21 protein-coding genes are annotated in these 22,154 nt (G+C 70.8%); 11 read left to right on the top strand and 10 right to left on the bottom strand.

Going from position 1 to position 22,154, the window contains the following annotated elements:
* The first annotated feature begins 133 nt into the window (after positions 1 to 133).
* On the top strand, positions 134 to 2,104 hold the full coding sequence (locus tag AC5020_RS07470; RefSeq protein ID WP_464987794.1) for an HNH endonuclease: 1,971 nt from the start codon (positions 134 to 136) through the stop codon (positions 2,102 to 2,104).
* Between the two features lie 44 nt (positions 2,105 to 2,148).
* Here AC5020_RS07470 and AC5020_RS07465 read toward each other — a convergent pair whose 3' ends face one another.
* Positions 2,149 to 3,114, bottom strand: a complete 966-nt coding sequence (locus tag AC5020_RS07465) for an aminoglycoside phosphotransferase family protein (RefSeq protein WP_377803585.1) — start codon at positions 3,112 to 3,114, stop codon at positions 2,149 to 2,151.
* Between the two features lie 151 nt (positions 3,115 to 3,265).
* Between AC5020_RS07465 and AC5020_RS07460 the strand changes: the two genes are divergently transcribed.
* Positions 3,266 to 4,003 carry a glutamine amidotransferase gene (locus AC5020_RS07460; RefSeq protein ID WP_464987793.1) on the top strand — a complete coding sequence of 246 codons (738 nt, stop codon included), beginning with the start codon at positions 3,266 to 3,268 and terminating at the stop codon, positions 4,001 to 4,003.
* 105 nt (positions 4,004 to 4,108) lie between these two features.
* Complete coding sequence (locus tag AC5020_RS07455; protein ID WP_464987792.1) at positions 4,109 to 4,987, top strand: GH25 family lysozyme; 879 nt, start codon at positions 4,109 to 4,111, stop codon at positions 4,985 to 4,987.
* A gap of 86 nt (positions 4,988 to 5,073) precedes the next feature.
* Here the strand turns inward: AC5020_RS07455 and AC5020_RS07450 are convergent, their stop codons facing one another.
* Complete coding sequence (locus AC5020_RS07450; RefSeq protein WP_377020162.1) at positions 5,074 to 5,523, bottom strand: SRPBCC family protein; 450 nt, start codon at positions 5,521 to 5,523, stop codon at positions 5,074 to 5,076.
* Positions 5,524 to 5,675: 152 nt separating this feature from the next.
* Here AC5020_RS07450 and AC5020_RS07445 point away from each other — a divergent pair, with 152 nt between their 5' ends.
* On the top strand, positions 5,676 to 6,386 hold the full coding sequence (locus AC5020_RS07445) for an AAA family ATPase (protein WP_464987791.1): 711 nt from the start codon (positions 5,676 to 5,678) through the stop codon (positions 6,384 to 6,386).
* Between the two features lie 37 nt (positions 6,387 to 6,423).
* On the opposite strand, the gene pdxH is transcribed toward AC5020_RS07445, so the two are convergent.
* Together pdxH and AC5020_RS07435 are read right to left on the bottom strand one after the other, a co-directional pair.
* Entirely contained in the window at positions 6,424 to 7,104 is a 681-nt protein-coding gene (pdxH, locus tag AC5020_RS07440) for a pyridoxamine 5'-phosphate oxidase (protein ID WP_464987790.1), read from the bottom strand.
* 76 nt (positions 7,105 to 7,180) lie between these two features.
* Positions 7,181 to 7,402 (bottom strand): hypothetical protein, encoded by a 222-nt coding sequence (locus AC5020_RS07435; protein ID WP_377020165.1) that lies wholly within the window; start codon positions 7,400 to 7,402, stop codon positions 7,181 to 7,183.
* A gap of 207 nt (positions 7,403 to 7,609) precedes the next feature.
* Here AC5020_RS07435 and AC5020_RS07430 point away from each other — a divergent pair, with 207 nt between their 5' ends.
* Positions 7,610 to 8,242, top strand: coding sequence for a hypothetical protein (locus AC5020_RS07430; protein ID WP_464987789.1), 633 nt, complete (start codon positions 7,610 to 7,612; stop codon positions 8,240 to 8,242).
* 127 nt (positions 8,243 to 8,369) lie between these two features.
* On the top strand, positions 8,370 to 10,268 hold the full coding sequence (locus AC5020_RS07425; RefSeq protein ID WP_464987788.1) for a glycoside hydrolase family 76 protein: 1,899 nt from the start codon (positions 8,370 to 8,372) through the stop codon (positions 10,266 to 10,268).
* 189 nt (positions 10,269 to 10,457) lie between these two features.
* Here AC5020_RS07425 and AC5020_RS07420 read toward each other — a convergent pair whose 3' ends face one another.
* Both AC5020_RS07420 and AC5020_RS07415 read right to left on the bottom strand, forming a co-directional pair.
* A complete protein-coding gene (locus tag AC5020_RS07420) occupies positions 10,458 to 10,982 on the bottom strand; it encodes a GNAT family N-acetyltransferase (RefSeq protein ID WP_464987787.1) in 525 nt (174 codons plus the stop codon).
* A gap of 173 nt (positions 10,983 to 11,155) precedes the next feature.
* Positions 11,156 to 12,832 carry a catalase gene (locus AC5020_RS07415; RefSeq protein ID WP_464987786.1) on the bottom strand — a complete coding sequence of 559 codons (1,677 nt, stop codon included), beginning with the start codon at positions 12,830 to 12,832 and terminating at the stop codon, positions 11,156 to 11,158.
* 282 nt (positions 12,833 to 13,114) lie between these two features.
* Here AC5020_RS07415 and AC5020_RS07410 point away from each other — a divergent pair, with 282 nt between their 5' ends.
* Positions 13,115 to 14,332 (top strand): acetyl-CoA C-acetyltransferase, encoded by a 1,218-nt coding sequence (locus tag AC5020_RS07410; protein WP_464987785.1) that lies wholly within the window; start codon positions 13,115 to 13,117, stop codon positions 14,330 to 14,332.
* Positions 14,332 to 15,771: an acyl-CoA dehydrogenase family protein gene (locus AC5020_RS07405; RefSeq protein WP_464987784.1), complete on the top strand. Its 1,440-nt coding sequence runs from the start codon at positions 14,332 to 14,334 to the stop codon at positions 15,769 to 15,771. The genes AC5020_RS07410 and AC5020_RS07405 overlap by 1 nt, the downstream gene beginning before the upstream one ends.
* Positions 15,772 to 15,857: 86 nt before the next feature.
* On the opposite strand, the gene AC5020_RS07400 is transcribed toward AC5020_RS07405, so the two are convergent.
* Positions 15,858 to 16,667, bottom strand: coding sequence for a nitroreductase family protein (locus tag AC5020_RS07400; protein WP_464987783.1), 810 nt, complete (start codon positions 16,665 to 16,667; stop codon positions 15,858 to 15,860).
* A 2-nt stretch (positions 16,668 to 16,669) separates the two neighbouring features.
* Positions 16,670 to 17,038: a hypothetical protein gene (locus tag AC5020_RS07395; protein WP_464987782.1), complete on the bottom strand. Its 369-nt coding sequence runs from the start codon at positions 17,036 to 17,038 to the stop codon at positions 16,670 to 16,672.
* A 231-nt stretch (positions 17,039 to 17,269) separates the two neighbouring features.
* Between AC5020_RS07395 and AC5020_RS07390 the strand changes: the two genes are divergently transcribed.
* The 3 genes from AC5020_RS07390 to AC5020_RS07380 are packed head-to-tail and all read left to right on the top strand — an operon-like array spanning position 17,270 to position 20,584.
* Positions 17,270 to 17,947 (top strand): TetR/AcrR family transcriptional regulator, encoded by a 678-nt coding sequence (locus AC5020_RS07390; RefSeq protein ID WP_464987781.1) that lies wholly within the window; start codon positions 17,270 to 17,272, stop codon positions 17,945 to 17,947.
* A gap of 28 nt (positions 17,948 to 17,975) precedes the next feature.
* Positions 17,976 to 18,911 (top strand): ABC transporter ATP-binding protein, encoded by a 936-nt coding sequence (locus tag AC5020_RS07385; protein WP_464987780.1) that lies wholly within the window; start codon positions 17,976 to 17,978, stop codon positions 18,909 to 18,911.
* Positions 18,908 to 20,584, top strand: coding sequence for an ABC transporter permease (locus tag AC5020_RS07380; RefSeq protein ID WP_464987779.1), 1,677 nt, complete (start codon positions 18,908 to 18,910; stop codon positions 20,582 to 20,584). The genes AC5020_RS07385 and AC5020_RS07380 overlap by 4 nt, the downstream gene beginning before the upstream one ends.
* 24 nt (positions 20,585 to 20,608) lie before the next feature.
* Here AC5020_RS07380 and AC5020_RS07375 read toward each other — a convergent pair whose 3' ends face one another.
* On the bottom strand, positions 20,609 to 21,463 hold the full coding sequence (locus AC5020_RS07375) for a GNAT family N-acetyltransferase (RefSeq protein WP_464987778.1): 855 nt from the start codon (positions 21,461 to 21,463) through the stop codon (positions 20,609 to 20,611).
* Between the two features lie 130 nt (positions 21,464 to 21,593).
* Positions 21,594 to 22,121 carry a hypothetical protein gene (locus tag AC5020_RS07370; RefSeq protein ID WP_464987777.1) on the bottom strand — a complete coding sequence of 176 codons (528 nt, stop codon included), beginning with the start codon at positions 22,119 to 22,121 and terminating at the stop codon, positions 21,594 to 21,596.
* Positions 22,122 to 22,154: the final 33 nt, after the last annotated feature.

Raw genomic sequence — 22,154 nt, 5'->3', positions numbered from 1 at the left:
TCCGGGGAACGAGGTTTCGATACGTGGTGATGCGCGAGAGGATGGAGCTATGTCCACATCACAGCAGTCACCACCTCCGGGAGAGGGCCCGACCGCGCAGCAGCCCCCGGGCCCGCCACGGTCGGTGGCTGCTGTGCGCGCCGCTGGTCTGGCGGGTCTTGCGGAACTGCTGGCCGATGACGGCTTCATCCTCGAATCGATCGCCACCGATCCGCGTCGGCTGTTCGAGGTCGGTACCCAGGAGCGAGCGGTGTTCACCAACCTCCTCGCCACGATCCAGGAGGCACGCAGCGCCCTGGATGCTCTGGAGGCGCGCACCGTCGTCGCCCTCGGCAAGGCGACCACACGGGATCTGATCGCCGCCGCCCGCGACAGCACGGCGCACGAGGATGCAATGCTGCCTCCGATGGAGCGCATCAATCGCCAGTCCGATGCGGCCACGCGCCGGGACCTGTCGTTGATGACCCGGCGGTCCCCTGCAACTGCCGGCAGGACGTTCTCGGCGGCGCGACGCATGGTGGCCTCGATGCCCGAGATGCTCTCCGCGATGGGATCGGGCAAGGTCACCGCTCAGGTCGCCTATGCCACGGCGGACGCGATGTCGCCCATCGACGAGGATCAGCGCAAGACCGTCGATGCCATCCTCGGCGAACGCCTGCCGGACCTGGACGGGGCCGGGGTGCGTCAATGGCGCCGGGAGGTGGCCGCCGTGGCCGAGCACATCGACCCCGATGGGACGACGTACCGCCACACCAAGGCCCGCAAGGAACGCTGCGTGACGTTCACCCCGGGCGAGCACGGGATGGCGACTGTGAGTGCGCGACTGCCTGCGATCGATGCCCGCCTGGTCCACAAGCGGCTCTCGCTGGAGGCGGAGCGGCGCCGCGCCGAAGCCGACGGCACCCTCAGCCCCGGCGAGAACCACAGCACCCTGATGGCCGACGCCTTCACCGAGACTCTGCTGCGCCGTGAGGGCGGCATGGAGCCGGTGACCCTCGACGTGGGGGTGATGATCACCGACCGCGCCCTGTTCACCTCGGATTGCGGCGACGCCGCCCAGATCGAGGGGTACGGACCGGTGCCCGCCGAAGCCGTCCGGGCTCAGCTCCGGGCCGCTCTCGCCGAACCCCGCGACCCTGCTGATCTCGCCGGCCCCGGCCAGGAGCCGCCCGATACCGCGAGCACCGACAGGGACCCGCTGGGACCGGACGGGCCCGCCCTGCGCGCTGTCATCCGCCGGCTCTACACCCACCCCACCTCCGGGGAGCTGGTCGGCGTCGAATCCAGGGCGCGCGAGTTCCCACCTGCGATGCGCCGGTTCCTCAGCTGGCGCGATACGTCCTGCCGGGGGCCGTTCTGCAATGCCGCCGCGCGACAGCGGGACCACATCACCCCGCATGCCGAGGGCGGGCCCACCAGTATCGACAACGGTCAGGACGTGTGCGCGCACTGCAACCAGAAGGAGCACGACACCCGCTCCGTGGTGCGAACCGCCGATCCGGAGCGCCCGGGCCACCGTGTGACCTGGACCGGCCTGGCCGGCACCAGCCGCACCACCACGCCCAGTCCTCTCGCCCCGCTGCAATCACTGCCGGTTTCTCCTACTGTCCGGGCCGACGGGGCCGACGGGGCCGACGGGGCCGACGGGGCCGACGGGGCCGACGGGGCCGACGGGGCCGACGGGGCCGACGGGGCCGACGGGGACGGCGGGGACGGTGAAGATGGTGGCGACAATGCTGAGGGTGGCAGTGGGGCCAAGAGCGGCAATGGGGCCAAGAGCGGCAATGGGGCCGAGAGAGGCCATGGGGCCAAGAGCGGCAATGGGGCCGAGAGAGGCCATGGGGCCAAGAGCGGCAACACAGTTCCTGCCGACCGAGGTTCCGGTCCCACAGCATCCGGCAACCAGCGGTCACAGCCGTCTCCGGGCGATGTCACCGCAGCCTATGAAGCCCTCCATCGCGCCGGGCTGTTCGATCCTGAACGGCCGGCACCTCGGAAGCGGCGGAAACCACGCGGACGTCGTGCCCGGCAGGACCGAGCTAACCGACAGGAGCGAGGAGAGCGCCGATCACCTCGGGACCGACGAGAAAGTGCCGAACGATGAGTCGCGCGGCGGCGTCGATCTCGCCTGGCTGCGGCCCGATCGGACTACACCCCGTCGGCCGCCAACCGGAGTGCCACCTCGGCCGCCCCGTTCATCACGCCCGCTTCCTGCACGCATCGCGCGAACAGCCAGCGGCGCGTCCGCTGCGGATCCAGCCCGGCCAGATCAGACATGCGATCGGCGAACTCACCGGGCTGAGAGGTGAGGCGCTGCGGGTCATTGAGCATGTGCTGGAGGACGTCGTAGTGCGGGTCACCGACATATGGCTTGGGATCGATCAGCACCCACTGCCGTTGCCTGCCCTCTCCTCGCGCCAGAACGTTCGACGGGTGCAGGTCGGTAGCCAGAAGCACGGGCTCACCGCCCCACTGCCGAGGCAGCTCACGGAACAGCGCCAGTCCATGGTCGACAAGATCGTGGGGCAGAGGTGAGATCCCGTCGTCGGCGCGCTGCTGGGCGCTGTCCGCCCACCACGCACACATGTGGGCCAGCGGCCGGAACTGCGCTGCGTCGGACGGGGAAGCGATGACACTCGGCGACTCCCACATGCGTCGCAGGAGATTCGCGACCACCTCGTCGCGCTCCGGCCAGGTCAGCAGTTCCGCGAGTGGGATACCAGGCCGAATGCGCTCCATGAGCAGCAGCGATGTCTCTCCGCGGCGCTCACTGTGCACCACCTCTGCTGCGCCGCGTCCCTGCCACAGGGCCATCCCTGGGGCCTCGTCGCGCGCCTCCTCGTGGGCCCACGCCACCTTCAGCACCAGCTCCGCGCCATGGCCGTCGCGCACCGGTGCCACCCACGCCGCCGACCCACCGGGGGAGAAGGGCGTCGAGACCGACAGCGACCATTCATCGAGCACCTCGTCGACGATGCCGGGCAGTCCGGAGCGCCAGGCGACGACGCCCGGCTCCTCATTGTCGGCCAGGAGAGGCGGCAACGGGTATCCAGCGATCAGCGGAGGCGGGTCGGGGGCGTCAGTGGCACGGTCGATCCTGGAGGGACCGGTCATGACCATCTCCTGTGAGGACGAGGACGAGGACGAGGAGGACGAAAAGCGAGCGCGAGAGCGGAGGCGGGGCGCACACCGAGCCTGCACCTGGGGACATATCGCGCCGGCGCAACCGGCCGACCCGTACAGCCCCGGCGGCTAACATTCTTCCGTGAAACCGTTCGTGCTGATCGCCACCCGCCCCGAGGACGACGTCGCCTACACCGAGAAGGAGTCCGTCCTCTCCTTCACCGGGCTGGACGAAGGTGATCTGATCTGGGCGCGACTGGACCGTGACCCGTACCCCGAGCTGGCGGCAGCGGACATCTCCGGGATCATCCTCGGCGGCAGCCCCTTCACCGCCTCCGATCCGGAGCAGACCAAGTCCGAGGCCGAGAAGCGCGCCGAGAAGGAGATCTTCCGGGTGCTGGACCAGGTCATCGCCGAGGACATCCCCTTCTTCGGCGCCTGCTACGGAATCGGCACCCTCGGCACGCACCAGGGCGCTGTCATCGACCGCACCTACGGGGAACCGCTCGGGGCCATCGACGTGACGCTCACGGCCGATGGCCGCCAGGATCCGCTGATCCAGGAGGCAGGACTCGCCGAGTCCTTCGTCGGGCTCGTCGGGCACAAGGAAGCCGTCCATACGCTTCCGGATCACGCGACGCTGCTGGCCACCGGCAACGCCTCGCCCGTGCAGATGTTCCGTGTCGGCACCCGCCAGTACGCCACCCAGTTCCACCCCGAGCTCGACATCCCCTCGATCATCGACCGCGCCCGTGCCTATCGCGACCATGGGTACTTCTCGCCCGACGAGATGGAGGACATCTTCGCCGCGCTCGAGAGCGTCGAGGCCGACGAACCCCCGAAGCTGCTCCGCGCCTTCGCGACCCTGTTCGCGCGCTGAGCCGTGTCCGCGCGCTGAGCGGTGTGCGTCCGCTGAGCCGTGTCCGCCCGCTGTGCCCGGCTCCCTTACCGGCCTGCGCACCTCTGCTCAGGTAAGGTCCGCATCGTGCCCCGATTCACTCGCGAGCAGGTCCGACGTCGCCAGCTCGTCGCGGGCGGGCTGGTGCTGTGCCTGGTGCTCGTCCTCGGCGGGTGCACCGCCGTCCTCATCGGCGCTCTGCGCGGAGGGGGCGGAGCAGCCACCGAACCGGAACCCTTCCAGGCCGACGACGCCGCTATGACCGCACCCGTGACCCCGCCCGACGCGCCGGCGCGTGCCCAGCTGCCCGACGGGGTCGAGCTCGCCGAGGACGAGATCATGGGCCTGGACGTCTCCGCACATCAGCGGGAGATCGACTGGAGCCAGGTCGCCGCCGACGGGTACGGATTCGCCTACATCAAGGCCACCGAGGGCACCGGCTTCACGGACTCCCGGTTCGCCGAGAACTGGGACGGAGCCCGTGCCGCAGGAATCACCCCCGGCGCGTACCACTACTTCACGCTGTGCTCACCGGGGGCCGACCAGGCCGCGGACTTCCTGGCCGCCGCACCACCGGATGACAGTGCGCTGCCGCCCGCGCTCGACCTCGAGTTCGACGGCGCCTGCCAGCAGCGGCCCGAGGCGGCCGACGCGCAGGCCGAGATCGACGCCTTCACCGCCGCCGTCGAGGAGGAGTGGGGTCGTCGTCTGGTCATCTACTCCTCCTCCGAGTGGCGTGAGCACTACGGACTGCCGGTGACGGATTCGCGGCCCGACTGGCTGTTCTCGGAGACCGGCAGACCAGACCGGGCGGACTGGTCCGTGTGGCAGCTGCGCTTCGACGGCGAGGTCTCCGGCATCGAGGGCGGCGTCGACATCGACGTCGCCCGGATCGAGACGCTCCGCGAGCACGCGTCGATCCCCGCGGGCGAAGGGGAACTGACCCACGAGCCCGAGGACGGCTGAGCCCGCGGCGCACCACGGACCCGGTTGCCGATCGGCCGCGGTCCGTCGGCGGCGCCCCGTGCCGGGGCATGCTGCCGGCGAGGCCCTCAGTTCGGCAGGTCGTGGTTGACGGCGGTCTCGCGGTCGATGGCCGCGACGAGCTCGTCCAGGATCGTCGTCCAGTGCTCGAGCAGCCCCTGCCGTTCGGCCGCGCCCAGCAGGCGCTCCTGATGGATGGCGACCGTGGTGCCGCCCGAGGCCTCCAGCAGGGTCACCTGGAAGACGGTCTCGTGATCGAGGGTCGGCGGCGTCCAGCGCACGCGCACCCGTCGGCCCACGTGGCAGCCCACCACCCGGCCGCGGGTCTGACCGTCGTGACGCATGGGGGCGCCGACCATCTGCGGGACGTTCTCGACGCCCAGCCACTGCGGCAGCCACTCGGCCAGCAGCCGGCGCCAGACGTCCTCGAGCGGGGCGGAGAGAGTGCGGCGGACACCGAGCTCCCACCCGGCGTCGCGGGTGAGGCCGGTGGGTGGGGGAGTGATCTCGGTCTGCATAAGACCACGGTAGGGCGGCCGACGGGGGCTCGGGAGGCCGTCACCCGAGCCGTCCACAGGTGTTCGATAACTGGTCGCCGGGGCGTCACCGCACGTCGACGTCAGCTCGCTCCGCCGCGCGAGGTGTCGGCGCGCTCCTGCATGCTGGGGAGATGGTCGATCCCGTGCTCCCGCTGCGTGCAGTACGCATGCACGCCCTCTCCCCGGCGGACATGGGTGAGTGGCCCGCGACCCTGCCGCCGGTGGAACAGCTGCTGACCCAGGGACTGGAGTTCGGCCGGATCACGGTGCTGACCGGGGGCAACGGCGCCGGCAAGTCCACCGTGGTCGAGGCGATCGCCGGCGCCTACGGGCTCAATGTCGAAGGCGGCGGCACCGGAGCCATGCACTCCACGCGCGCGACCGAGTCCCCGCTGGCCGACCACCTGCAGCTGGTGCGCGGTGCGGGTGCGTCCAAGAAGGGGTTCTTCCTGCGCGCCGAGACCATGCATTCTCTGTTCACCTACTACGAGGAGATCGGTGTGGGCGGCGTGATGCACGAGCGCAGCCACGGCGAATCGTTCCTGGAGATCGTCTCGGAGCGGTCACGTATCGGCGGGCTCTGGCTGCTGGACGAACCCGAATCCGCGCTGTCCCTCAGCGGATGCCTGGCGCTGCTGGGACTGTTGCGCGACCTCGTCGCCGGCGGAGCGCAGATCATCCTGTCCACGCACTCACCGGTCCTTGCCGCCCTGCCCGGCGCTGATCTGTACGAACTGGGCCCCTGGGGCATCCGAGCCGCCACCTACGACGACCTGGATCTCGTGCGCACGTGGCGCAGTTTCCTGGAGTCGCCCCAGCGATTCCTGCGTCACCTGGGCTGATACCACCGGGGCTGTCGAGCGCTGTTCTGCTGCGCGTTCACGGCTGCAGACGGTGACGCTGCCAGGCGCCGTCGGCCGCGCGGTCGTACGCGATCCGGTCGTGGAAGCGGTTCTCCCGCCCCTGCCAGAACTCCATCCGCTCCGCGAGCACCCGCAGGCCACCCCAGAACGGCGGGCGAGAGACCTCATGGCCCTCGAAGCGGGCCTCGACCTCGTCGTACTGCGCATCGAGAGCGGCACGCGAGGCGATGGGCCGTGATTGGTGGGACGCCCACGCGCCGAGCTGCGCGCCTCGCGGACGCTGCGCCCAGTACGCGTCGGACTCCGCGTCGGAGAGGTGGCTGACGGCCCCTTCGATCCGCACCTGTCGCTGCATGGGGTACCAGGGCAGCAGCAGGGCGGCATGCGGCGCCGCGTCCAGCTCGGTGACCTTGGGGGAGGTCAGGTTCGTATACAGCACGAACCCCTCGCCGTCGTGTCCCTTCAGCAGCACGGTCCGCGACCGGGGGCGGGGGCGGCCCATCGCATCCATCGCCACGGTCGAGAGCACCACGGCCGACGGGTCGGTCAGGTCGCCCTGCTCATCGCGCCGGGCGAAGGCCTCGTCCATCCAGATGTCGAACAGCGCCAGCGGATCCGAGGGAGCATCATCGGCCAGCGATCCGGCCAGATAGTCGTGACGCTCGCCCGCCAGGCGCCCAGCGGGATCTTCGTTCATGTCCTCGACCTTCGTCTCAGAGGCCGCCGGCGCCCGCTGAGGCCGCGCGGCGGACTACTATGTCGTGCCCCTGATCCTAGGACGTTCGTCGCCGGCCCCGATGGGCGGCCTTCGGCCCGCGGGGATCTCCGAGCGGCCGCGCGGTCCGGATCGGCCGGAACTCCCCGGCGCGGGCCTTGGCGGCTCGGACGCTGCGGAGGGCCTCGAGGTCACCCCAGGCCGCGGGCAGGGGCCGATACTCGATGAACTCATGGTCGGCGGCACGGGTTCGGCTGGTGGCGATGGTCGCGTTCTTCATGCCTCCACTCTGGTGATGGCCGGGGAGGCCCCGCGTCCGCCGGCAGGAGCGGAGCCGTCCACCCACGGACGGACCTCGGTGACGGACCGGTGGGAGCCGCGGCGTACGACCACGAGCACGACGGTTGGCATTCCCACGTCGGATGACGGCCGGGCAGGCTAGCCTGCCGTAGTCACGGAACACTCGAATGACGTGGAGGGGCCCTCAATGGCGCACGCGGGCAGCAGACGGCGGCCGTTCGTCGTCGCCGCGGTCGTGGTGCTCGCGCTGCTGCTGGCCGGCGGTGTCGTCATCGCGGCGCTCGCCGTTCGCGCCGATCCGGCGGTGGGTGACAGCCGCCCTCCCGGCACCGTGGTCGGCGACCACGCTCCCCGCGGCACCCGGTTCGACCCCGCCCGCATCGGGCAGGACTCGCTGGTGTGGGCCACGGCAGAAGGCGGCGAGGTCAGCGTCAGCGTCAACCGGGCAGAGAGCGTCACAGCGGATTCTCCCGACATCGATCCGGGCTGGAAGGGCCCGGCCAAGTGCCGGGAGTACTTCATCATCGAGCTGACCGTCGCCTACGAGGGCGAGGGCAGCTGGGAGCCGGCCTCCGAACTCCTCGTCCAGCGCATGGCAGGGCCGTTCGCAGCCCACGGCGCCGACCCGGGCCTGGAGATCCTGGCGCACCCGCTGCTCGTGCCCGGCAAGGCCCTCACCGACGGCGAGTCGCGCACGGGCACGGTCATGTTCTTCGGACCGGGCGACGCCACGGGAAGCGGCAACCTCGTCATCAGCGTCGACGACGGCCGACCTCTGCACGTGCGCAGCGACCCGCAGGACTCGCAGACAGGATGCTGAGACAGCCCGGCGCTGCGCGACGTGATTGACGTCTCACCGCCCTGGTGCCACGCTGTACGGCGTCTGTGAACGCTCACGGCACGAGCAGGATGTTCCCTGACCGAGCACCATGATCGGAAGTTCATCGATGAAGATGTCACGCCGCACCCTCGTCACCCTCACGGCAGCCTCGCTGCCCGCCCTCGGCCTCGCCTCTGCCGCCCACGCGGCACCACCGGCCGGCCCGCGGACGGAGAGCTCGGAGGCCCTGGCCCGCGCCCGCGTCGCCGCCGACGTGCTGATGCGCGACTACGACCAGCACAAGGCATGGTTCCCCTCGAGCTGGTGGAACTCGGCCGTCGCGCTCCAGACCATCGGCGACTACATGCTGCGCACCGGGGACCGGCGCTACCTGGATCACCTCGACCACACCTTCGAGAGGAACAAGGGCCCGTTCCCTGCCGGCGAGCTCTCCGGCGACGAGCTCTACGGGAACTTCACCAGCCGCGCCATCGACGATTCCTGCTGGTGGGCGCTGACCTGGATCACCACGTACGACCTCACGGGGAACCAGAAGTACCTCGACATGGCCGTGACCATCGGCGACTTCATGAACGATTTCTGGGACCCCAGCACCTGCGGCGGGGGCATCTGGTGGAACGAGGAGCGCACCTACAAGAACGCCGTCACCAACGGCCAGTGGATCCGCCTGACGGCCGAGCTGCACAACCGCATCCCCGGGGATACCACGTGGCTGGAGCGCTCCCGGGCGGCGTGGGACTGGTACCTCGGCAGCGGCATGATCAACGAGGACGGCCTGCTCAATGACGGCCTGACCGACGCCTGCGAGAACAACGGCGACCGCATCTACACCTACAACCAGGGCCTCGCGATCGGCGCCGCGCTCGAACTGTGGCGCGCCACCGACGACCCGGACCTGCTGGAGAAGGCCCGCTACTTCGCGGACTCGGCGCTCGCCGAAGGCGCTCTGGTCACCGACGGGATCCTCACCGAGTGGACCGACGTGCTGGGGGAGATCACGAACGACAACCACAAGCAGTTCAAGGGCATCTTCCTGCGCTACCTGATGGACCTCGCCGACACCACGGGCGATGCCCGGTACCGCGACGTGGTCGCCACCCAGGCCGCCACGATCTGGGAGCAGGACCGCAACATCGCCGACCAGCTCGGTGTGCGCTGGGCGGGGGCCAGCACCGAGGAGTCCCCGAACGTCTTCGACTGGCGCACCCAGGCCAGTGCCCTCAGCGCCCTGATCGCCGACCTCCCCGAGGACGGCGTGGACCGGTCGCTGTCCGCCTCCCTCGCCCAGGCTCCTGTGGTGATGCCCGACGGCGAGCCCACGCAGATCCAGCTCGACCTCAACGTCGCGATCACCTCAGCGCACGCACGGCGGGTGCACGTGCGCCTGGAGGCGCAGGGGCCGGACGGCTGGGAGCTGGAGACCGACGAGCGGGTCACGCTGGACGTGCCGAAGAGCGCGCGGGACGGGCACCCGGTGAGCGCCGTGGTCCCCGTGACCGTGAACGTCCCGTCGGGCGCTCCCGACGGCAGCCACACGGTCTCCGTGACCGCCACGGCCCCCGCCGGGCTCGAGTTCACCGCCCGGACCGGCATCGTGGTGGCCCGCACCATCGATTTCGAGGCCGGCACCATCGACGACGCGCCGTGGCTGTGGGATGCCGGCGGTTCCGGCGTGACGATCGAACCCGGCCGGTTCGCCGACGGGGACAGCTACTTCATCTATCGCTTCCCGTTCCCCGCGAGCACCACGTCGGCCCAGCTCACGCTGACGATCAGCAACCAGTACCTGGTCGACCTGGGCCCGGACGGCGAAAACTGGACGCGTGCGCTGAGCGAGGACGAGCAGATCCGGGACGCCTCCAACCGGGCCGAGCACACCCTCGACCTCACCCCGTACCTCGAGGGCGAGGACAAGGACGTCTACCTGCGGGTCTCCGACGCGTTCCCCGAGGACGGCTGGGGAGGCCAGGTCCACCACGTGAGCGTGGAGTACGACGCGTCCTGAGGGGCGGCGACGACTACTTGCGACATAGCGGGAGCGGATGCGCATATAGCCACGGCACCCGCTGAGCCGCCAGTAGTCGACCACGCCCCGGGCCAGTGCACCGGGACCCACCTGTGGTCAGAGGCCCCGGCCCTGCGGTGACCGGCGCAGCGGGCCCCGCCGCCTCGGCCGTCACCACGGGCCAGTCCCTCACCGCACCATGCGGATGTCCCTCAGGTTCCCCAGGTGCTCCTCGACGTGGGCGGCCCCGTCGGCGGCGAAGCCGAGCTTCTCGTAGAACCGGCGGGCGCGAGGATTGTCCTCGGCGACCCAGACGCTCGCCGGCCCCTCGCCGATGACGGACTCGGCCAGGGCTCGACCCAGCCCGCTGCCGAACCAGGCCTGCTCGATGTACAGCAGCGAGAGCTCGCGCTCGCGGACCGGCTCCGGATCCCGAGAGGGCCAGCTCGCCGCGAGGCCCACGGGCAGGCCCGCGCCGTCGCGCCCGACCCGGTAGATGCCCTGCGCGTGGGCGGGCGTGCCCGGGGTGAGCCACGTCCGCCACTGCGCGGTGCGGCGGTCTATGGCCGGCCGGCCGAAGAACTTCTCGCCCTCCAGCAGGTGCCCGTAGGCGACCTGCCAGCCGCGGACATGCACCCGCGCGAGAGCCGGGGCGTCCTGCGGGCGTGGAATATCGATCGAGAAGCGGGGGTCCGGGGCCGGCGCGGTGGGCATACCTGAAGTCTGCCTCGCATCGGGGCGCCACCACGACGGCCCGACACGCGGGCCCATCACGATGGCCCATGGCGACGGCCCACGGCGTTGGCCCATCACGACGGCCCGTCGCGCCGGCCCGTCGCGTCGGGCCTCGACACGTCGGGCCTCATCGCGACAGGCCCCCTGCAGCCTCACATCATCATGGTCGACTCATCGACCTCCATGCGCTTGTTGGGCACGCAGTGGGTCATGGTCAGCCCCTCGACGTCGCGCGGCCCGTTGTGGCCGAGGTTGCGCAGCCGCTCCTGCTCCTCGTCGGTGAGGGTCTGGGTCACCAGCGGCTCGAGATCCTTGACGTCGTCCACGGTGATGCCCAGGCCATCGCCCACCCGGCGACCGTACTCGTCGTCGGCCAGGTAGAAGTGCCAGACCATCCGCTCCTGGATGTGGCGGTCGCACTGAAAGAGTGCGCCCACCAGGTTGGCGATCAGGTCCTCCTTCTCCCAGTCCTCCTGCAGATGGAACCGCTCGCCGGCCTGCTTGTAGTCGTTGGTGCGCGGGATCGGAGAGCGCGTCAGGCGCCCGGAGACCTCCGGGCCGACGCTGGCGTGGTACCCCGGGCTCCGCTCCGTCTCCCGCAGGCCACCGGTCACCGAGGGCTCGTAGTTGACGCTCGTGTTCTGCACCGGATCGGTGTCCACGTGGTATGTCATCTGGCCGTCGCGCTGATTGGTCGCGACCCGCACCTTCGGCTGGTTCACCGGCAGCTGCAGGTAGTTCGGCCCCACCCGGTGGCGCTGGGTGTCGGAATAGGAGAACGTCCGGCCGATCAGCATCTTGTCGTCGGAGAAGTCCAGGCCGTCCACCAGCACGCCGGTGCCGAAGGAGATCTGCTCGCTCTCGGCGAAGAAGTTGTCGGGGACGCGGTTGAGCACCATGCGGCCGACGGGTTTGGGCTCGAACAGCTCCTCCGGCCAGACCTTGGTGTCATCCAGCGGGTCGAAGTCGAGCTCGGGGTGCTCGTCGTCGGACATCATCTGCACCCGCAGCTCCCACTCGGGGTAGTCGCCGCGCTCGATCGCGTCGTACAGGTCCTTGGTGTGGTACCCGAGCTCCTGGGCCTGGATCTTGCTGGCGTCCTCGGCCGTCAGCGAGGAGACGCCGAGCGTGGGGATCCAGTGGTACTTCACCAGCACCGTCTGCCCGTCGGCGTTGATCCACTTGTAGGTGTTCACGCCGAAGCCCTGCTGCGTGCGGTAGCTCGCCGGGATGCCGCGCGGACTGAACAGCACCGTGACCATGTGCAGCGACTCGGGCGACTGGCTGAAGAAGTCGAAGGCACGGTTGGGGACCGACGCCTGGTTGGTGACCGGGTCCGGCTTCTGGGTGTGGATGAAATCGGGGAACTTGATCGCATCGCGGATGAAGAAGACGCCGAGGTTGTTGCCGACGAGGTCCCAGTTGCCGTCCTCGGTGTAGAACTTGATCGCGAATCCGCGCGGATCCCGGGCCAGCTCCGAGGAGTCGCGCCCGCCGGCGACGGTGGAGAAGCGGATGGCCAGGTCGGTGCGCTTGCCCTCGCCCTGGAACACCTTCGCGCGGGTGAAGTTCGAGATCGGCTCCTCGCCCCACCTCCCGTAGGACTCGAAGTAGCCGTACGCGGTGGCGCCGCGGGCGTGGACGACCCGCTCCGGCACGCGCTCGCGATCGAAGTGGCTCATCTTCTCGAGGAACTGGTAGTTCTCCATGGTCGCCGGACCGCGCGCGCCCACGGTGCGCATGTTCTGGTTGTCGTAGACGGGGTGGCCCTGACGATCCGTCAGCGCGGCCTGCGACGGGTCTCCTGCCGGCGGGCGATGTTCGGTCATGGCTGCTGGCCTCCTTCACGAGCGGTCCCGGGCGCACCCCGGACGGCCGTGGCGGGCACGCCCTGCGAGCACACCGCGGGCTGGGGGTGTGTCGTATCCCACTGTTGTCGGAATCCCGGGGCGAGGGCAAGGGTCCGACCGCATGGTGCGGCGGCGTCCGCCCGGACTTCCCACCAAGTAACTGCAACCCGTAGTATCAGGAACAGCCGGACGCGACCGGATCCCCTCGATCAGCGCCGTCGTCCGCACCGCCCGCAGACACCGTCGTCGAAGGAGAACCACGTGCCCGAGGCCGTCATCGTCGCCGCCGCCCGCTCACCGATCGGGCGCGCCCGCAAGGGGTCGCTGCAGGACGTCCGCCCGGACGAGCTCGCATCCCAGATGGTCCGAGCGGCCCTCGACCAGGTACCGGACCTGGACCCGACGACCATCGACGACCTGCAGCTGGGCTGCGCCATCCCGGAGGGCTACCAGGGCGGCAATCTCGCCCGCGTGGTCGCCACCCGCCTCGGACTGGATGCGGTGCCCGGTGCGACGGTGAGCCGTTTCTGCGCCTCCTCGATCGAGACCACCCGCACCGCCTTCCACGCCATCCGCGCCGGGGAGGCGCGCGCCGTGATCTCCGCAGGCGTCGAATCGCTGTCCTTCGGCACCGGCAAGCTGGTCGAGGACGACGTGCGCGATCCGATGTTCCAGCCCGCCTGGGAGCGCACCGAGAAGCGAGCCGCCCGCGAGATCCCCGCCCCGTGGCACGACCCGCGGGAGGACGGAGAGCTGCCGGACCCCTACATCCTCATGGGCCAAACCGCCGAGAACGTCGCCGAGCTGCGCGGCATCTCCCGCCAGGCCCAGGACGAGTACGGCGTCCGCTCCCAGCAGCGCGCCGAGGCCGCCATCGCCTCCGGCTTCTTCGCCCGCGACATCACCCCGGTCACGCTGCCCGACGGCAGCACGGTCGAGGCCGACGACTCCCCGCGCCCCGGCACCACGCTCGAGAAGGTCGCCGGCCTCGACCCGGTGTTCCGGCCCGGCGGCACCGTCACCGCCGGCAACTGCTGCCCCCTCTCCGACGGCGCCGCCGCGCTGGTGGTGATGTCCGAGGACTACGCCCGCGAGCTCGGACTGACCCCGCTCGCCCGGATCGTGGCCACGGGCGTCTCCGGCCTCAGTCCCGAGATCATGGGCCTGGGACCGGTGGACTCCACACGCCGCGCCCTCGCCCACGCCGGGATGAGCATCGGCGACATCGACCTGGTCGAGCTGAACGAGGCCTTCGCCGCGCAGGTCATCCCGTCGGCCGAGGATCTCGGGATCGACCACGACAGGCTCAACGTCCACGGCGGCGCGATCGCCCTGGGCCACCCCTGGGGCTCCACCGGGGCGCGCATGACCACCACTGTGCTGAACGGTCTGCGCGAGCGCGACGGACAGTTCGGCCTGGCCACCCTGTGCGTCGGCGGCGGCCAGGGAATGGCCCTCATCATCGAGAGGATGTCCTGATGACCAGCAACTCCACGCCCGATCCCGGACCGATGCCGGACCCGGGGCCCGGTCCGAACCCCGACCCCGTCCCGGCGCCGCTCCCGCCACCGGGCACGGACCCGTCCCCGTGGGACGCACGACCCCCGGCCGACCGCCCCATCTCCCTCGGCGGCGACCTCGGCGCCGAGGCCGACCAGCCGACCTCCGACTCCGTCGCCACCGATCACGCCGTGATCTCCGCGCCCGATGCCGACGCGGCCGAACCCGCCGAGCTGCTGCCCCTCCAGGCCGATCACTTCGGCCTGTTCCAGGACGTGGCAGGGGAGGACCTCGAGGCGTGGCGCACCGCGCGCTCCCTCGCCGCCGACGTGCTGCCGCGGATCAACGACTGGTGGGATCGCGGCGAGTACCCCGTCGAGCTGATCGGCCGCCTCGGCGAACTCGACCTCCTGACCGACGGCCTCGATGTCCCCGGCCACCGGAAGCTCTCCCCGCTCGCCACCGGCCTGGTCAACATGGAGCTCTCCCGCATCGACGGCTCGCTGGGCACCATGGTCGGCGTCCAGGGCGGGCTCGCGCTGCGCTCGATCGTGCTGCTCGGGTCCGACGAGCAGAAGCAGCGCTGGGTCGAACCGATCGTCACCGGTCGCGAGTACGCCGGCTTCGCCCTGACCGAGCCCGACCACGGCTCCGACTCCGTCTCGCTGGAGACCGTGGCACGACGGGACGGCGACCAATGGGTGCTCACCGGCGAGAAGCGCTGGATCGGCAACGGTGCCGGTGGCCACCTCACCGTGGTGTGGGCACGCATCGACGACCCGGCCGACGACGCACTCCACGGCCAGGTCAGCGGCTTCCTCGTCGAGCAGCACCTGCCCGGCTACGAGGCCGAGTTGATCCGCGGCAAGGTCGCCCTGCGCGCCATCCACCAGGCCCACATCACCCTCGACGGGGTGCGAGTTCCGCTGGAGGCGCGCCTGCCGGGTGCGCGCTCGTTCAAGGACACCTCGACAGTGCTGTTCGCGACCCGCGCCGGCGTGGCCTGGGGCGCGCTCGGGCACGCGACTGCCTGCTACGAGTCCGCCCTCGAGCATGCGCGCACCCGCATCCAGTTCGGGCGCCCGCTCGCGAAGTCCCAGCACATCCAGGTGCGCCTGTCGACCATGCTGGCGACGCTGACGTCGATGCAGCTGTACTGCACCCGGCTGGCTGACCTCGAATCCGCCGGAGCCGTGCGCCCCGAGCAGGCATCGCTGGCCAAGGTGCACAACACCCGTGCCGCCCGGGAGATCGCCGCGGATGCCCGGGACCTCCTCGGCGGCTCCGGGATCCTGCTGGAGAACCGCGTGGCGAGGCACAAGGCCGACATCGAAGCACTGCACACCTACGAGGGCACCGACACCATGCAGTCCCTCATCGTCGGCCGGAGCGTGACGGGGACCAGCGCATTCGTGTGAGGCCAGGAGGCCGCAGCCCGGGCCATCCGTGACGCGGTCGCTCCGCACGCTCACATCGCTCACATCCCCGGCCGAGCCCGCCGGCCTCACACCCCCGGCCGCGAGTCCTCGTCCCAGCCCGTCTGCGGTCTCTCGCAGGTCTCGCGGAAGACGAACTGGGAGGGCAGCTTCCGCTCCCGGCTGGACCAGTCGATCGCCGGCCGGTGCTGCCTCTCGGGCAGGTAGCCGAGCCGGTAGACGGCCATCAGTTCGAGATCATCGGGAACCCGCAGCATCTCCACGATCCGCTGCCAGTTCTCCGGCACCTCCATGGGGAAGGAGACGAACTGGATACCCATGCCCAGCTGCGTCGTGGTCAGCCACAGGTTCTCCATCGCCGCGCCCATGCTGAAGACCGAGTAGAACCCCGAGAGCTGCTCGGGACGGTACTCCTGGCGCTCCAGCATCACACCCACCAGCAGCGGTGATCCGGCCACCAGCTTCCGGTTGTCCTCGCCCAGCTTCTGCGGAACCCGCAGGCGGTTCATCAGCTTCTGGCCCGAATCGGTGAAGACCTGCCCGGTGAACGGCCGCAGCAGCGCGGGCAGACGGTCGAACAGCATCCCGCTGCGGGTCTGGTCCATCTCCTTCTGGCTGAACCGAAAGTACCTGCGATAGCGGTGGAAGAACGTGCCCTCGCTCATCACCTGCGTCATGCTCTCCCCGCTGATCCGGGCCACCTCTGCGATCGTGCCGGGGTCCTCGATCAGCACGAACCGCCACGGCTGGCTGTTGAACTGGGAGGGCGCGGCCGCGGCGGCCCGGATCAGCAGCTGCTGGTGCTCGGGGCTGACGGGGTCCGGGCGCAGCGGGCCGTTGGTGGTGCGGCGGGAGAAGACGGCGTCGAGGAATTCCATGGTCACCTCCGGGCCAGGACGAGAGCGATGACGTAGCCGGGCGCTGCGAGCATAGCCGTGCGGGTATGCCGGGCCAGTGGCCGGGACCCGTGCCGCTGCAGCAGCCCCAGGGGGACCGCCGTCGCCGCCAGGGGGAGCGCCGACGCCTCGCCCCGGATGCCGGAGAGCGCGAGCGCGACCCCGGTGCTGGTCGCGGTGGCGATGAACAGGCCGTGGTGGATCCACCGGGCGTTCGAGGTGTCGACCAGCCGGGACGCCACCGACAGGCCGAGGGCGACATTGGCCGCATAGCACCCGGCCGCGAGGGCCACGGCGACGCCGGCCACGGAGTCGCAGCCCACGGCGGGACGAGAGGAACGAATGGACCGCATATCTCCGGAGTATCGCCCTCCTCGACGCCGGATGCCATGTCGCACCGGATCGATCGGTCCGGGTGCACGTGCGCGTCTCCCCTGGGCGCCACGGAGGCGGGCGGTCCGAAAACACGGCGCGTGCGGGCCGGAGTGAGAATACTCTTGCGTCCGGGGTGAACGGCCGTTTACGCTGACAGCGCCACGGTGAACAGCTGTTCACGCCGCAGGATGGACCGGAAGGGGATCGCGATGCTGCCGACAGCGGATCCCGTCGTCCGTGCCGCGATCGAGCGGTTCGCCCACGACGGCTTCGGCGCCACGCTGCGCACGATCGCCGCGGACGCCGGCGTCAGCGCCGCCCTGCTCATGAAGCGCTTCGGATCCAAGAACGGACTGCGCGAGGCCTGCGACGAATTCGTCCTGGAGTGGATCCGGGAGGTGAAGACGGAGAACATCCGCGCCACCCGGCGCGGCACCCTGATGTCAGCCCTGCCCGCTCAGGAGGACCAGGCCGTCCTGATCGGATACATGATGCACTCGCTGCTCGACGGCGGGGACTTCGGCCGGATCTTCGTCGACCACATGATCGAGGACGCCGAGTCCTATGTCGCCGAGGCGGTCGCCGACGGGGTCGCCAAGCCCAGCCGCGACGAGCGCGCCCGCGCCCGCTTCATGGTCCAGGCCGGTCTCGGCTCGCTGCTGGTCTCCATGCTCCTGGCCGATCCGGCCGAGCGTCACGACCTTGCCGGCATGCTGCGGCGGCTCCAGGTCGAGACCGCGCTGCCGAGCCTCGAGCTGTACACCGACGGGTTCTTCACCTCCGGGACCGTGCTGCAGGAGTACCTGCTCTACCTCTCCGACCCGCCGTCCGGCACGGAGGCGTCCGCCGAGGACGCCACGTCGCCGGACCCGCCGGATCCGGCCTGATCATCCGAGACCGCAGAGGACTCATGCCATGAACCCCATCGACATCCAGAACCTGACCAAAAAATTCGGCTCCTTCACCGCGCTGGACGGCCTCGACCTCAGCGTCGGCGAGGGCGAGGTGCGCGGCTTCCTCGGCCCCAACGGCGCCGGCAAGTCGACCACCATCCGCGTGCTGCTGGGACTGCTGCGGGCCGACGCCGGCAGCGTCCGCCTGTTCGGCGGCGACCCCTGGGCCGACGCCGTCGCCCTCCACCGCCGCCTCGCCTACGTCCCCGGTGACGTCGCGCTGTGGCCCAACCTCACCGGCGGCGAGGCGATCGACTACCTCTCCCGCCTGCGGGGAAAGCCCGACCCCCGCCGCCGAGCCGACCTCCTCGAGCGCTTCGAGCTCGACCCCCGCAAGAAGGCCCGCACCTACTCCAAGGGCAACCGGCAGAAGGTCGCGCTGGTGGCCGCCTTCGCCAGCGACGCCGAGCTGCTCATCTTCGACGAGCCGACGGCGGGACTGGACCCGCTGATGGAAGCGGTCTTCACCGAGGAGGTGCGCGAGCTCAAGGCCCAGGGGCGGGCGGTGCTGCTGAGCAGTCACATCCTCAGCGAGGTCGAGAAGCTCTGCGACACCGTCACCATCATCCGTGCCGGCAAGGCCGTCGAATCCGGCACCCTCGAGGACCTGCGCCACCTCACCCGCACCCGCGTCACCGCTGTCCTCCGCGGGCTCGCCGAGGCGGTCACCGGCCTCGACGGGGTCCATGATCCCGAGACAGTCACCGTCAAGGACGGCACTCGCCTGACGGCCGACGTCGACGACACGTCGATCGCCGCCGTGCTGGACGCGCTGACCACTCAGCAGGTGGCCTCCCTGACCGCGACGCCGCCCTCGCTCGAGGACCTGTTCATGCGCCACTACGGCGACGACCTCGCCGAGAGCGGGATCGCGCCCGAGAGCGAGCCGGTCCGATGACCACGTCCACCGCACCCACGCACCGGGCCCCCGCTCCGGACGATCGGAGCCGGGGCGGATCCCCGCTGACCGGCACCGTGGCCATCACCCGTCACATCCTGCGCCGCGACCGGGTGCGGATGAGCGCGTGGGTGCTGTCGATGGCGGCCTTCATCGCCTACTTCTCGGTGGCGCTGAGCTCGATCTTCGACGACTCCGCACTCGCCGCCCGCGCCGAGGTGATGCGCACGCCCTCGGGCATCGTGATGGGCGGACCCGGCTACGGCCTGGACGACTACGCCCCGATGGTCGCCGTCGCCAACGAGGGCACCACCTGGACCGTGCTGGCGCTGTCGATCATGGCGATCCTCCACGTCGTCCGTCATACCCGCGCCGAGGAGGAGAGCGCCCGCGCCGAGCTGGTGCGCGCCAGCGCCGTCGGCCCCCTGGCGCCCGTCGCCGCGGCGCTGCTGACCCTGGTCCTGCACCTCATGGTCATCGCCGCGATCGGAGCGCTGGCGTCCCTGGCCGGGGAGGACCCCTCCCTCGTCGACGGCCTCGGGATGATGGGCGGCAGTGCGCTGTCCGCCCTGGTGTTCGGGGCCGTGGCGCTGGTGACCTGCCAGATCACCACTTCGGCCCGCGGCGCGACCGGGCTCGGCCTGGCGGTGTTCGCCGTGGCCTTCGTGATCCGTGCCGCCGGCGACATGATCGAGCTGGAGGGCTCCGCGCTGTCGTGGTTCTCCCCGGTGGCCTGGGCCCAGCAGATGCGGGCCTTCGTCGACCTGCGCTGGTGGCCGGCGCTGCTGTCGATCGCCGCGACCGCGGTGCTGCTGGTTCTTGCCGCGTCCCTCGCCCGACGCCGGGACTTCGGCCAGGGGCTCACGGCCGACCGCGCCGGGCGAGCGCACGCACTGGCGAGCCTGAGCACGCCGATAGCGATGGCCTGGCGTCAGCAGCGCGCGACCCTGCTGTGGTGCGGGCTGGGCATGGCCCTGATGTGGTTCGCCACCGGCACCATGCTGAGCACGATGAACGACCTCGCCTCCGAGCTCGTCGCGGATAATCCCGCTCTAGGGGCGCTGTTCGGCACGGACCCCGCCGCCTTCACGGAGTCCTTCCTCTCCGTGATGCTGCTGTTCGTGGCCCTGTGCGTGGTGGCCGTCGCGATCGTGACCACCCACCAGTACTGCCGGAGCGAGGAGACCGCCGGGCGGCTCGAGATCGTCCTGGCCGGGCCCGTCTCCCGGTGGCGCTGGCTCGGAGCGCAGCTGCTGGTCTCCGGCATCGGTGCGGCCGCACTGTTCGCGCTGTCCGTGGTGGCGATGTGGATCGGGGCGATCCTCGTGGGGGTCGGCGAACCGGAGCTTCCCGCCTATCTCGCGGCCTTCGCCTCCTACGCCCCACCGATCGTGCTGTTCGCGGCGCTGTCCGCGGCGCTGTACGCGTGGGTGCCGCGGGCGGCCGGCCTGACCTGGCTGCTGCTGGCCTTCGTGCTGGTCGCCCAGATGTTCGGCGCCATCTTCGATTTCCCCGACGCCCTGCTCGGCATCTCCCCGTTCCACTGGGTCTCGGAACCGTTCGTGGAGGACTTCGAGGCCGGGGGAGCGCTCGGGGTGACCGCGGTCGTGGCCATCCTCTACCTGCTCGCCCTGGTCGGGTTCCGCCGCCGCGAGGTGCAGTCGGGATCCTGAGCCGGTTCCCGCCGGTTTGGACCCTCAGGGTGTGCGGGCGGCGCCGAAGGTGAGCCGGCGACGCAGGGCGAAGCCGAGCCTCTCGTAGGCGGCGATCGCGCCGGTGTTGGCGGCCGCCGCGTGGAGGAAGGCCCGCCTGCCCCGCTGCTGGATGTGGAAGGCGACATCGAGCACGAGACGGGAGGCGAGGCCCTGGCGCCGGTGGGCGGGGTCGACCGCGACGGCGCTGATCTCGGTCCATCCCTCGGGCTGCAGGCGCTCGCCGGCCATCGCGATCAGCTCGCCGTCGCGACGGATCCCCACGTAGCGACCGAGCTCAGGGGTGCGGGGCAGGAAGGGGCCGGGCTCGGTGCGTTGGACCAGGGCGAGCATCTCGGACGCGTCCTCGGGACCGAGCTCGACAGCCTCCTGGTCCGGTCGGGCGGCGAGACGGTCGGTCTCGGTCAGCTGCACGCCGTCGATGCTGAACACGGGAGACCACCCCGTCGGCAGCAGCGGGTCGGCGTGGGAGATGCTGACGACGGCGTCATGGCCGAACACCTCCAGGAGCGCGTCCCACACGTCCGGGTGCTCCCAGTCCTTCACGCCGACGAAGGGGGAGACGTCGTCGGGGTACTTCCTGACCAGGTTGTTGCCGATCGCCAGGTGCGCGTGACGCCCGGTGAGGGAGGACCACACGGGATTGTCCAGCACGGCGTCCGCCGCGCCGTCGTGGTCCGCCGCAGGGGCGCTCCAGTCTGTTCCGGTGGCACCGCCGCGCCCCTCATGTCGACCGTCACTGCGATCCTCACCGGCGAGGGGGACGTCCTGCGCCCGGGCCCGTGGCCGGTCCGCGGCGACGTGCATCGGCTCGGCGGCGGAGTCGTCCTCCAGGGTCATGCGTGCTCCTCGTTCGACCGGCGCGGCGGATCCGGCCTGCTCCTCGCGAGCGAGGACGGGCCCGGATCAACGCTACTCCGATGCGTTGAGCAGCCCCGGCGCCACGAGGGGCGCTGTGAGGTACCCGTCCTCAGCGTCGGCGATCGTCGGCGCCGTCAGGGGATTCGTGGGTCGTGACCTCGGGGTACGTCGCGACCGGGCCGGCCTTTCGCGGCGACGCCGGCCGGCGCGCGGCCTCCTCGTCCTCGAGACGGACGACGGCGTAGAACATGCCGCCGAACACCACCGCCAGGATCGCGATGGCGGACGACGGGGTGCTCGCCGGCAACGTCACGAAGAGCGCCAGGGGCGCGACGGCGAGGCAGGCGCCGAGCACTGCGCGCCGACCGTGAAAGGTCCTGGTCGGTCGGGGTCCGTGGTGCTTGGCATGAACGCGCCCGACGAGGACGCACCCGGCCGCCAGCATCAGGATGCCCAGTCCCTGAGCCGCCCCGACGATGTCGCCGGCACCGCCCCAGAAGCCGAAGAGGCCGACGCCGGCCATCACGCTCCCGAGCAGATCGATGGTCCAGGGCGCACGGCGGATCGGAGCGACCCTGCGGCCCCTGTCGACCTGGGACGACGGCGCGTCGGCGGCACGCGTCTCGCTCGTCGGCATGTCGACCTCCCGCCGAATCCGTGCTCCGGTGCT

The sequence above is a fragment of the Brachybacterium sp. SYSU DS0246 genome (assembly GCF_059391765.1).
This window is presented reverse-complemented; position numbering and strand designations above follow the sequence as displayed.